We start from the raw sequence: 10,815 nt of genomic DNA, 5'->3' as shown, positions 1-10,815 counted from the left end.
CAGTTACCCTGCGTGCCGAAAGGTGGCGTCATGTGGACGCGGCGTGAGCTTCTGCAAAGATGGCCCGATGTTCACGACCGGGAGAGCGGCCCTCGCCGCCGTCACCGCCGTCTGTGCGCTGGCCGCGGCCGCCGGGTGCTCTGGCGACGACACGGCGCCGGACAACGACGGCCTCATCTCCGTGACCACCATGCGCGGTGCGCTGCTGCGGGCCGAGGAGGTCGGTCCCACCTGGGGCACCCCGACCCGCAGCGCCGACCCGCAGCGGCTGGTCAGCATCTGCGGCGGCACCACCACGCCGCCCGAGGTGCCACCGGCCGCCGAGGTCGTGTCCGCGCCGCTGGTCGACGAGGGCGACGCCGGCGCGCAGACGCTCGAGCAGACCGCCCTGATCTTCCCGGACGAGACGCTGGCCGAGGTCGCCCAGTCGGCGCTGCGCGCGGTCGCGCAGACCTGCCTCGCCAGATACTCGGTGCCGGCCGCCGTCACCAACGACCGCAACGAGCCGGCGTACGTCGAGACCGTCGCCATCCAGGAACTGGACGAGCGCGGCTGGAAGGGCTTCGTGGCGGTCCGGCACAAGTCGTACGACGCCGCGCACCCCGGCACCGCCGACACCGCGGTCGCCGTCGTGAGCACCAAGAATGTGGTGCTCGTCGATGCGTACGCGATCTATCGCCTGAACACCGCCAGTCCGTCGCCCACTTTCGACGGCGACTGGAAACGGCTCCTCGGGACAGTTGTGCAACGCGTGGGATAGACAGTCGGCCGTAGTTCGTCTAATGTTCGGCGTGCGCCGTTGCGAGTTCTTCCCCCGTGGAATTCGCAGCGGCGCCCTTATTTTTCGCTGAAGTTCACGGTCAACTCGGTGTAGCCGCGAATGGTCAGGCTGTCCCGCCGCACCGGCCGGCCGGCCAGTTCCAGCGCCGGGAAACGCCGCAGCAGCGCCGGGAACGCCACCTGTGCCTCCAGCCGGGCCAGCGGCGCGCCCAGGCAGTAGTGGATGCCCCCGCCGAACGACAGCGGCGCGTTGTCCGTCCTGGACAGGTCGAGCCGGTCCGGGTCGGCGAAGCGTTCCGGGTCGCGGTTGCCGGCACCGAGGTACGCCACCACCCGGTCACCGGGTTCCATGGCCGCACCGCCGATCGTGGTCGGCTCCCAGGCCACCCGGCCGACGATCTGCACCGGCGAGTCGTAGCGCAGCAGTTCCTCGACCGCGGTGGCCGGGTCGGCGGCGAGCGCCGGCACCTGGCCGGGGTGCTCCAGCAGCGCCACCAGGCCGTTGCCCAGCAGGTTGGTGGTGGTCTCGAAACCGGCCGCGAACAGCAGCGCCGCCATGGTGACCAGCTCGTCGGAGGTGAGCCGGTCGCCGCCCTCCTCGGTGGCCACCAGCGCGCTGAGCAGGTCGTCCCGCGGGTCGCGGCGGCGTTCGGCGATCAGCCCGCCGAGGATCTCGCGCATCGTGGCGGCGGCCGGGTCGGCGGTGGCCAGCACGTCCGGTGTCATCACCTCGATCACCTGCGACCAGTCCCGGACCAGCGACTGGAACGGCGGCCGGTCGGCCGGTGGCACCCCGAGCAGCTCGCCGATCACGTTCACCGGCAGCGGGAACGCGAACGAGGCGATGAAGTCGGCCTCGCCGTCCAGGCCGTCGAGCAGGTCGTCGACCATCCGCTCGACCGCCGGCCGCAGCGCCTGCACCCGCCGGGGCGTGAACGCCGAGCTGACCAGCCGGCGCAGCCGGGTGTGGTCGGGCGGGTTGAGCGCCAGCATGCTGGTGAACAGCTGGCGCAGCGCCGGGCTCTGCTCCCAGTCGGGCAGGCCGACGAAGGCCAGCATGTGCGCCGGCATGTGGCCCAGTCTGGCGTCCCGGGCGACCGCCGCGCAGTCGGCGTGCCGGGTCACCACCAGGGCGCCGTCGTCGGCGCGGACCACCGGGGAGATCTCCCGCAGGCGCCGGTAGCGGGGGTAGGGATCGTCCCGCCCGGTCAGCGTGGTCAGCTCACCGAGCAGGGCCGAGACCTCGGGTCCATCCACAATGTCCACCACACGGTCGACCATACAAGGGCAGGGCTTGAGCGGCGGGAGGTCGTGGCTTAGGATTTGCGCGGTTTCATCAACCACAGTTTATGGCGTCCTACATCGGGGGATGTGCACGGGTGCGCGGGGTGCGCCCCTGCTCATGGCGTCAGCGGGGAGGAGGGCGTGGGTGGGCGCCTTCTCCATCGCCGAAAAGCTCGACCGGCTGTTCCGTCAGGTCCGGCCCACCGGCCAGGCGGAGCCGAGCTACATGACCGTGGCCGAGGCGATCCGGTCGCAGCAGGGTGTACCGATCTCGCACACGTACATCTGGCAGCTGCGCACCGGGCGCCGGGACAACCCGACCGTGCAGCACCTGACCGCGCTGGCCCGGTACTTCGGCGTACCCGTCTCGTATTTCCTGGACGACGAGCAGACCCGGCAGGTCGACGCTCAGCTCGCGTTGCTGCGGACCATCCGGGACGCCGGGGTCACCGAGATCGCGCTGCGTGCCGCCGACGTCTCGCCACGCGGCCGCGAGACGATCAACGAGCTGATCCGCAAGGTCTGGGAAGCGGAGCGCGACGCACCCGGCGGAACTGGCGGCTGACCCGGCTCAGCCAGGCCACCTCGTCGGTCATCTCCGGGCCCACCGCCGCCCAGGCACCCTCCGGGCCGTCCGCCGGCCCGCTGTCCGCCCGGCGCCGCAGCGCCAGCGCGATCGCCGCGGCCTCGGCCGCCGCCGGGTCGTCGCCGGCGGGCGGGCCGGCCGGCAGGTAGGGGCGCAGCGCCAGCATCCCGTCCCGGATCTCGATCACCCGCCGGTACAGCCGCAGGTGCACGTCGTCGACCCCGGCCAGTTCGATCACCGCGCGCCGCGGGGTGAAGAGGATGACCTCGGGGAACGCGTCCCGCATCGCGGTCCAGAGCGGCCGCAGCGCGAGCAGCGAGCGGTACGCCGCCCAGACCGAGCGGGCCCGGCGGCTGGCCGGCACCGTGGCGCCGGCCACCGTGAGCAGGAAACCCGCCGCCTGCACATCCCGGGCCACCGGCTCGATCGCCGGGAAGTCCACCGGTGTCCCGGTGCCGCGCGCGATGATCATCCCGGTCTTGGCCGCGGCATAGGTGGCGACCAGCGCGGCGCCCACCGCGATCGCCCGCAGCCCGAGCCGGGCCAGGCCGGCGGGTGCCTCCCGGGAAACGGTCCAGAACAGCACGGTGGTGGTGGCCAGCACGGCACCCAGGTAGGCCTCGAGCACCACCCAGTACGCCACGGTGGCCGGCGGCAGGTCGCGGGTGAGCAGTTCGGCGCTGGTCTCGATGCCCCCGGACACCGCGGCCAGCGTGCCGAGCGCCAGCAGCACGGCCGCCGCCAGGACGAGCGGCCAGCGGCGGTGCCGGGCGCCGGCGACCAGCATGACGAACCGCAGCAGGAAGTACGCGGCGGCCACACCGAGCAGGTGCGGCAGGATCGGGACGCCCAGCACGGCCGCGACCGGCGGCAGGACGACGGTCTTGACCAGGGCGAGCATCAGGACGCTGGCCCACAGCGCCCGCTGCCGGGCGTCGCGCCAGAGCGTCGGTACCCGGGCCGCGACGGTGCCCCACAGGAGCACCAGCAGGGTGCCGTCCAGGACCATGTCGTCCTAAGGCCTGTTTCCAAAGGGATGGCCGGGCTGCGGCGTGGCCCAGCCGCCGCCTGGCCGCACGTCGCGAACACCCAGATACAACCCCGGTATCTGGGCGCCCGCGCCGCACACCCAGACGACACCTGGACCTCGCCTCACTCCGACCCCCCTTTGAAACAGGCCTTAGTGGAAGCCGAGCACGTCGGTGAGCCGGCCGAGCGGGGTGCCCGGCGGCCTGGTCGAGCGGCCGCGGATCAGCGACGCCATCAGTTCGGCCTCGCGCTCCTGCGCCGACGAGTAGCTGACCCGGCCCAGCACCCGGCGCACGGTCTCCGGGTCGAGGTCGGGGAAGAGCTGGGCCAGCGCGCCGCCCGCGCCGGTGTGCCCGGCGTGCCCACACAGGATGTGCGCGAGTTCGTGCAGCACGATGTGCTCGGCGTGCAGCGGCGACGTGCCCGGGTCGTAGAAGACGTGGTCGGCCCGGTCGGTGCCGATCCACAGGCCGCAGGGCGCGTCCGCGGAGAGCCCCGGCACCGGCCGCCGGATCAGCGGGCGGCCCCGGCGGCGGGACACTTCGCCGCAGAATGCATCGAGGTCGAACGGATTGGGTATCCGGATACCACGCAGACGCCGCTCGCACTGCCGCCGGAGACCCTCCATCGCGGTCAGGCTACCCGGCGTGCGCATCTGCACGGAACTGCGCGAAGAAAGCGCTTCCCGAACAACCGCCGCCGCGGGCCTGTGGAAAACCCCACGGGGCGTTAACTATTCGGCCGGAGTCTGCTTAGCCTTACGAATCTCGGGGCAGGAACCAGTACGGCCGCGGAATCGAAACCGGAGGTGGCTGGCATGCACAAGTTCGTCTACGACTTCGCCGAAGGAAACAAGGACCTCAAGGACCTTCTCGGCGGTAAGGGTGCGAACCTGGCCGAGATGACGAATCTCGGCCTGCCGGTGCCGGCCGGTTTCACCATCACGACCGAAGCCTGCCAGCAGTACCTGGCCGACGGCTCGCATCCGGACGGCCTGGGCGCCGAGCTCGACGAGCATCTCGCCGGCCTGGAGTCCACCATGGGCCGCCGGCTCGGCGACCCGGCCGACCCGCTGCTGGTGTCGGTGCGCTCCGGGGCCAAGTTCTCGATGCCCGGCATGATGGAGACGGTCCTCAACGTCGGGCTGAACGACGAGTCGGTGGCCGGCCTGGCTGCACAAGCAAGAAACGGCCAGGCGGGTAATGAGGACAACGACCGGTTCGCCTGGGACTCCTACCGCCGCCTCATCCAGATGTTCGGCAAGACCGTCTGCGACGTGCCCGGCGGGGAGTTCGAGGAGGAGCTGCACAGGGCGAAACAGGCCAAGGGCGTCAAGGACGACGTGCAGCTGGACGCCGAGGATCTGCGCGCGCTCGTCACGGCGTACAAGAAAGTCTTTTCCAAGCACGTCGGACACGAGTTCCCGCAGGACCCGCGCCAGCAGCTCGACCTGGCCATCGAGGCGGTGTTCCGGTCCTGGAACGCCGATCGCGCGGTGCTCTACCGCCGCCAGGAGCGCATCCCGGCCGACCTCGGCACCGCCGTCAACGTGGTCGCCATGGTGTTCGGCAACCTGGGCCCGGACTCCGGCACCGGGGTGGCCTTCACCCGCGACCCGGCCACCGGCGAGACCGGCATCTACGGCGACTACCTGCAGAACGCGCAGGGCGAGGACGTGGTCGCCGGCATCCGCAACACGCTTCCGCTGGCCGACCTCGAAAAGATCGACAAGAAGTCGTACGACGAGCTGCTCACCATCATGGCCACCCTCGAGGGCCACTACCACGACCTGTGCGACATCGAGTTCACGATCGAGCGCGGCAAGCTGTGGATGCTGCAGACCCGGGTCGGCAAGCGTACCGCGGCCGCGGCCTTCACGATCGCCGCGCAGCTGGTCGACGAGGGCATGATCGACCTGGACGAGGCGCTCACCCGGGTCAGCGGCGCCCAGCTCGCCCAGCTGATGTTCCCCCGCTTCGACATGTCCGGCGAGCCCGCACCGATCACCCGCGGCGTCGGCGCCTCACCCGGCGCGGCGTTCGGCGAGGTGGTCTTCACCGCCCGGCGCGCGGTCGAGCTGGCCGCCGAGGACCGCGCGGTGATCCTGGTACGCCGGGAGACCAACCCGGACGACCTGCCCGGCATGATCGCGGCACAGGGCATCCTCACCTCGCGCGGCGGCAAGACGTCGCACGCCGCGGTGGTGGCCCGCGGCATGGGCAAGACGTGCGTGTGCGGCGCCGACCAGATGGAGGTCGGCAGCGACCAGTTCAGCGTCGACGGCCACGTGGTCCGGGAGGGCGACGTGGTCTCGATCGACGGCACCACCGGGCGGGTCTACCTCGGTGAGGTGCCGGTGCGCCCGTCCGAGGTGGTGCAGTACTTCGAGGGCGACCTCGACCCGGCCCTGGCCAACGAGCCGCTGGTGGCGGCCGTGCACCTGCTGATGACGCACGCCGACGAGCGCCGCCGGCTGCGGGTGCGGACGAACGCGGACACCGGCACCGACGCGGCCCGGGCCCGGCGGTTCGGCGCGCAGGGCGTCGGCCTGTGCCGCACCGAGCACATGTTCCTCGGCGACCGCCGCGAGCTGGTCGAGCGGCTGATCCTGGCGCGCGCCGAGCGGGAACGGTCCGAGGCCCTGGCCGCGCTCCAGCCGTTGCAGCGCGCCGACTTCCTGGAGATCTTCCGCGAGATGAACGGCCTGCCGGTCACGGTGCGGCTGATCGACCCGCCGCTGCACGAGTTCCTGCCCTCGCTGGAGGACCTGGCCGTGCAGGTGGCGGTGGCCAAGGAGCGCGGCGAGCAGGCCGAGCGCGACGAGCGGATGCTGGCGGCCGTGCGCCGGATGCACGAGCAGAACCCGATGCTCGGCCTGCGCGGCGTACGCCTCGGCCTGGTGATCCCCGGCCTGTTCGGGATGCAGGTGCGGGCCATCGCCGAGGCCGCGGTGGCCCTCGCCCGCGAGGGCGGCCACCCGCGGCCCGAGATCATGGTCCCGCTGGTCGGCGCGGTCCAGGAGCTGGAGACGGTACGCACCGAAGCCGAGAAGATCATCGCCGAGGTCGTCGGCGACTCCGGCGTCGAGGTGCTGATCGGCACCATGATCGAGGTCCCGCGCGCGGCGCTGACCGCCGGCCAGATCGCCGAGGCCGCCGAGTTCTTCTCGTTCGGCACCAACGACCTGACCCAGATGGGCTGGGGCTTCTCCCGCGACGACGTGGAGGGCGCGTTCTTCTGGCGCTACCTGGAACTGGGCATCTTCGGCATCAGCCCGTTCGAGTCGATCGACCGCGACGGCGTCGGCCGGCTGGTGCGCATCGCCGCCGAGGAGGGCCGGGCCACCCGCCCGCGGCTCAAACTAGGCGTCTGCGGCGAACACGGCGGCGACCCGGAGTCGGTGCACTTCTTCCACGAGGTGGGCCTGGACTACGTGTCCTGCTCCCCGTTCCGGGTGCCGGTGGCCCGGCTGGAGGCGGGCCGCGCCGCGATCGAGTCAGCCGGCTCCGACCACCGCTGACCGCCCGGCGGGGCCGGTCACCGTGGCACGTCCATCCGAAAGGTCCGGTGGCTGTCTAGGTGGTCTGCCGGCGCACCATCTCGGTGATCCAGATCGGGGCGAACGGCGACGTGCAGCCCGGCGGCGTCGGGTAGTCCTTGAGCACCTCGAGGCGCTCGCCGATGTCGATGGCGCGGGGCCGGTGATCGGCGTGGTCGATGCCGATCTGCGCGAGGCAGTGGTTCATCGCCCACTGCAGGCGCGGCGGGGCTTGCCTCATGTCCGCCTCGATCGTGTCGAGCAAGACCGGCAGGTCGAGGCCGTCGGGCTTCCTCGTCACCCGTTCGGTGGTCAGCTGCCAGCCGGCGCTGGCCACCACCGGGTCCGGGTCGGCCGACCACGCGACTCGCAGGTCCTCGGCGTGCGGGCTTTTCTTCACCACGTAGTTGACCAGCCAGTCGTGCACCTTCGGTGTGCGTGCCGCGCGCAGCATGGCGTCCAGCTCGGCGCGCTCGAACGCCCGCGGGCGGCAGATCAGCAGGGCCAGCAGGCGGGCCGCGCTGTCTCCGGTCCGCCACAGTTCGCGGGCTAGGTCCGGCTGCGTCTTCAGCCGCTTCGCGATCTCGCGCAGCCGGCCGAGGTTGACCCCGTGGTCATCGCCGTGCTTCTCGTTCACCGCGCGCGTCCTCGGGTCGTCTAGCGCGGCCAGCTCGGCCATCAGGCCGGCCACCGTGGTGTCACCCATAAGCCCATTCTTATCTTCAGGGGAGCGCTAACGTCTGCGGGTGACAGACACCGTCATTCCAGCCAAGGGAGCCTGTGGTGGCATCGCGACTCAACCCCTACCTCAACTTCGACGGCCAGGCCCGCGAGGCGATCGAGTTCTACCAGTCCGTGTTCGGCGGTGAGCTGCACGTCAACACGTACGGCGAGTTCGGCGGCCCCGACCCGGCCACCGCCGACCGCATCATGCACGGCCAGCTCGAGACACCGCAGGGCTACACGCTGATGGTGTCCGACATCCCGCCCGGCGAGACCTACAAGGCCGGCGCCAGCATCACCGTCAGCCTCAGCGGTGACCCCGGGGAGGGGCTCGAGGACGCCTGGCACAAGCTGTCCGAGGGCGGTCAGGTGCAGGTGCCCTTCGAGAAGCAGATGTGGGGCGACGTCTTCGGGCAGTGCACCGACCGGTTCGGCATTCCCTGGATGGTCAACGTGGTGGCCGCCAGCTGACCGCGGGTCCCGACACGCGGCGGTAACGGAAGGGATATCGGCAGGCAATGATGCGGGTCTCTACTGCCAGGTGACTCACCAACCGGTGGGGCGCGCCTAGGGTTCCGCCCTTCCGTGAGGCAGGGGACTGGTCCGAGAGGCGCAGGCGGCCCGGTTCGCCGGGCCGCTCCACGGCGGGACAAAAGCCCGGGAGACAGCCATAGGTTCTGGCTGCTCCCAGCCAGGGCCTTCGCCACCCGGAGGCGCCCGTGGGCCTGCACCACCACGATCATCCGCACGACGCCGTCGAGCAGACCGACGCCGAGCCGACCATCCACGACCGATACGGGCCGGAGGCCGCCTTCGCGGTCGCGGCCGAGGCCAAGCTGCCGACCACGAAATGGCAGGAGGAGATCACCCGCGGCCTGGAGTACGGCCTGCCCGGGGCCGACTCGATCCGGGACCGCACCATCCCGACGTTCTCCCGCGGCGAGTTGCCGCACTTCGCCGGGATCAACACGTTCCTCAAGGCGCACTACCTGGAGGACGTGCGGCGCTGCGGCGAGTACGACGTGGCGGTCCTCGGCGCGCCGTTCGACGGCGGCACGACCTACCGGTCCGGCACCCGGTTCGGCCCGCAGGGCATCCGCAAGATTTCGGCGCTCTATGGCCCGTACTCCTTCGAACTTGGTGTTGATCTTCGCGAGTCGATCACCATGTGCGACCTCGGCGACATCTTCACGATCCCGGCCAACATCGAGAAGACGTTCGACCAGATCTCCAAGGCCGTGGCGCACGTGTACGAGTCCGGCGCGTTCCCGGTGGTCCTCGGCGGCGACCACTCGATCGGCTATCCGACCGTGCGCGGGGTGGCCCAGCACCTGCAGGGCAACCTCGGGATCATCCACTTCGACCGGCACGTCGACACCCAGGAGACCGACCTCGACGAGCGGATGCACACCACGCCCTGGTTCCACGCCACGGACATCCCGAACGTGCCGCCGAAGAACCTGGTGCAGATCGGCATCGGCGGCTGGCAGGCGCCCCGCCCGGGAGTCAGGGTGGGCCGGGAGCGCGGCACCACGATCATGACGGTCACCGACTGCGTCGAGATGGGCATCGAGCAGGCCGCCGAGCGCGCACTCGAGGTCGCCTGGGACGGTGCGGACGCGGTCTGGCTGTCGTTCGACGTCGACTGCCTGGACGCCGCCTTCGTCCCCGGCACAGGCTGGCCCGAGCCCGGCGGCTTCCTGCCCCGCGAGGTGCTCAAGTTCATCCAGATCATCGCCGACGCGCGGCCGCTGGCCGGCATCGAGGTGGTCGAGTGCGCGCCACCGTACGACAACGCCGAGATCACCGCGCTGCTGGCCACCCGGGTCATCTGCGACACCCTCGGCTGCCTGGTCCGTTCCGGTCACCTGGGGGGTGCCGCTCGATGAAGCGACTTTTCTGTGCGATAGCGGCGTTCCTGGTGCTCGTCGCGTGTGCCGACACGCCCACCACCGGCGACGCCGCGGCCGGCACGACGACGGTGCGCCTGGGCTTCTCCGCCTGGCCCGGCTGGTTCCCCTGGCAGGTGGCCCAGGAGCAGGGGCTGTTCGCCAAGAACGGGGTCACCGTCGACCTCAAGTACTTCGAGTCCTACACCGACTCGCTGACCGCGCTGAGCACCGGCAACCTGGACGCCAACAGCCAGACGCTCAACGACACGCTCTCCTCGGTGAGCGGCGGCGCCAAGCAGACGGTCGTGCTGGTCAACGACAACTCCACCGGCAACGACCAGATCATCGCCCGCCCCGGCATCACCACGGTGGCCGACCTGCGCGGCAAGAAGGTCGCCGCCGAGCAGGGCACGGTCGACCACTACCTGCTGCTGCTCGCGCTCAAGCAGGCCGGTCTCTCCGAGAAGGACGTCGAGTTCACCCCGCTGCTGACCGACGCCGCCGCGGCCGCGTTCGTGGCCGGCAAGGTCGACGCCGTCGGCGTTTTCGCTCCGTTCACCACCACGGCCCTCGAACTGCCCGGCAGCAAGGCGATCGCCACCTCCAAGGACTTCCCCGGCGCCATCCCCGACCACCTGGTGTTCACGGCCGGCTTCGTCAAGGAGCACAAGACCGAGGTGCAGGCCGTGGTGCAGACCTGGTTCGACACCGTGGCGTGGATCAAGGCGAACCCGGACCAGGCGGTCGAGATCATGGCGAAGCGCGGCGGCGTCACCGCGACCGACTACAAGTCGTACGACGCCGGCACCACGATCTTCACGAAGCAGCAGAACCTGGACGCGTTCACCCCCGGCAGCACCCCCGCCAACCTCGACTTCCAGGCCCAGCAGATCGTCGAGTTCCTGGTGGCCACCGGCCTGGCCGAGGAGAAGCCGCCGCTGGACGGCCTGTTCGATCCGTCCTTCGTGCAGGCCGCGAAATGA

At 71.0% G+C, this 10,815-nt stretch carries 10 protein-coding genes and 1 riboswitch; of the genes, 6 read left to right on the top strand and 4 right to left on the bottom strand.

Annotated elements, in window-relative coordinates:
• Positions 1 to 67 precede the first annotated feature (67 nt).
• Positions 68 to 760, top strand: coding sequence for a hypothetical protein (locus tag Ari01nite_RS24140; RefSeq protein WP_203784228.1), 693 nt, complete (start codon positions 68 to 70; stop codon positions 758 to 760).
• A 77-nt stretch (positions 761 to 837) separates the two neighbouring features.
• Here Ari01nite_RS24140 and Ari01nite_RS24135 read toward each other — a convergent pair whose 3' ends face one another.
• On the bottom strand, positions 838 to 2,037 hold the full coding sequence (locus Ari01nite_RS24135) for a cytochrome P450 (protein ID WP_239162978.1): 1,200 nt from the start codon (positions 2,035 to 2,037) through the stop codon (positions 838 to 840).
• Positions 2,038 to 2,209: 172 nt separating this feature from the next.
• Between Ari01nite_RS24135 and Ari01nite_RS24130 the strand changes: the two genes are divergently transcribed.
• Complete coding sequence (locus Ari01nite_RS24130; protein WP_203784225.1) at positions 2,210 to 2,629, top strand: helix-turn-helix domain-containing protein; 420 nt, start codon at positions 2,210 to 2,212, stop codon at positions 2,627 to 2,629.
• On the opposite strand, the gene Ari01nite_RS24125 is transcribed toward Ari01nite_RS24130, so the two are convergent.
• Together Ari01nite_RS24125 and Ari01nite_RS24120 are read right to left on the bottom strand one after the other, a co-directional pair.
• A complete protein-coding gene (locus Ari01nite_RS24125) occupies positions 2,565 to 3,659 on the bottom strand; it encodes an MAB_1171c family putative transporter (protein ID WP_203784223.1) in 1,095 nt (364 codons plus the stop codon). The two genes, Ari01nite_RS24130 and Ari01nite_RS24125, sit on opposite strands and share 65 nt — an antisense overlap.
• A 171-nt stretch (positions 3,660 to 3,830) precedes the next feature.
• Positions 3,831 to 4,307, bottom strand: a complete 477-nt coding sequence (locus Ari01nite_RS24120; RefSeq protein ID WP_203784221.1) for a hypothetical protein — start codon at positions 4,305 to 4,307, stop codon at positions 3,831 to 3,833.
• 189 nt (positions 4,308 to 4,496) lie between these two features.
• Between Ari01nite_RS24120 and ppdK the strand changes: the two genes are divergently transcribed.
• The gene (gene ppdK / locus Ari01nite_RS24115; RefSeq protein WP_203784219.1) at positions 4,497 to 7,199 is read left to right on the top strand and encodes a pyruvate, phosphate dikinase; all 2,703 of its coding nucleotides are present in this window, start codon (positions 4,497 to 4,499) and stop codon (positions 7,197 to 7,199) included.
• A 55-nt stretch (positions 7,200 to 7,254) separates the two neighbouring features.
• On the opposite strand, the gene Ari01nite_RS24110 is transcribed toward ppdK, so the two are convergent.
• Positions 7,255 to 7,923: a DNA alkylation repair protein gene (locus tag Ari01nite_RS24110; protein ID WP_203784217.1), complete on the bottom strand. Its 669-nt coding sequence runs from the start codon at positions 7,921 to 7,923 to the stop codon at positions 7,255 to 7,257.
• A 77-nt stretch (positions 7,924 to 8,000) separates the two neighbouring features.
• Here Ari01nite_RS24110 and Ari01nite_RS24105 point away from each other — a divergent pair, with 77 nt between their 5' ends.
• The 3 genes from Ari01nite_RS24105 (at position 8,001) to Ari01nite_RS24095 (ending at position 10,815) form a co-directional block, all read left to right on the top strand.
• Positions 8,001 to 8,411: a VOC family protein gene (locus tag Ari01nite_RS24105; protein WP_203784216.1), complete on the top strand. Its 411-nt coding sequence runs from the start codon at positions 8,001 to 8,003 to the stop codon at positions 8,409 to 8,411.
• Between the two features lie 85 nt (positions 8,412 to 8,496).
• A riboswitch (guanidine-I (ykkC/yxkD leader) is annotated at positions 8,497 to 8,606 on the top strand.
• Between the two features lie 53 nt (positions 8,607 to 8,659).
• A complete protein-coding gene (locus Ari01nite_RS24100; protein ID WP_203784214.1) occupies positions 8,660 to 9,829 on the top strand; it encodes an agmatinase family protein in 1,170 nt (389 codons plus the stop codon).
• Positions 9,826 to 10,815 (top strand): ABC transporter substrate-binding protein, encoded by a 990-nt coding sequence (locus Ari01nite_RS24095; RefSeq protein ID WP_203784206.1) that lies wholly within the window; start codon positions 9,826 to 9,828, stop codon positions 10,813 to 10,815. Before Ari01nite_RS24100 ends, Ari01nite_RS24095 begins: the two co-directional genes overlap by 4 nt.

This window comes from Paractinoplanes rishiriensis (assembly GCF_016862375.1).
GTDB lineage: Bacteria > Actinomycetota > Actinomycetes > Mycobacteriales > Micromonosporaceae > Actinoplanes > Actinoplanes rishiriensis.
This window is presented reverse-complemented; position numbering and strand designations above follow the sequence as displayed.

Excerpts from the sequence above, each read along its gene's own strand:
- Ari01nite_RS24140 (WP_203784228.1), top strand. The coding sequence starts at position 68 with ATGTTCACGACCGGGAGAGCGGCCCTCGCCGCCGTCACCGCCGTCTGT.
- Ari01nite_RS24125 (WP_203784223.1), bottom strand. The coding sequence starts at position 3,659 with ATGGTCCTGGACGGCACCCTGCTGGTGCTCCTGTGGGGCACCGTCGCG.
- Ari01nite_RS24120 (WP_203784221.1), bottom strand. The coding sequence starts at position 4,307 with ATGGAGGGTCTCCGGCGGCAGTGCGAGCGGCGTCTGCGTGGTATCCGG.
- ppdK (WP_203784219.1), top strand. The coding sequence starts at position 4,497 with ATGCACAAGTTCGTCTACGACTTCGCCGAAGGAAACAAGGACCTCAAG.
- Ari01nite_RS24110 (WP_203784217.1), bottom strand. The coding sequence starts at position 7,923 with ATGGGTGACACCACGGTGGCCGGCCTGATGGCCGAGCTGGCCGCGCTA.
- Ari01nite_RS24095 (WP_203784206.1), top strand. The coding sequence starts at position 9,826 with ATGAAGCGACTTTTCTGTGCGATAGCGGCGTTCCTGGTGCTCGTCGCG.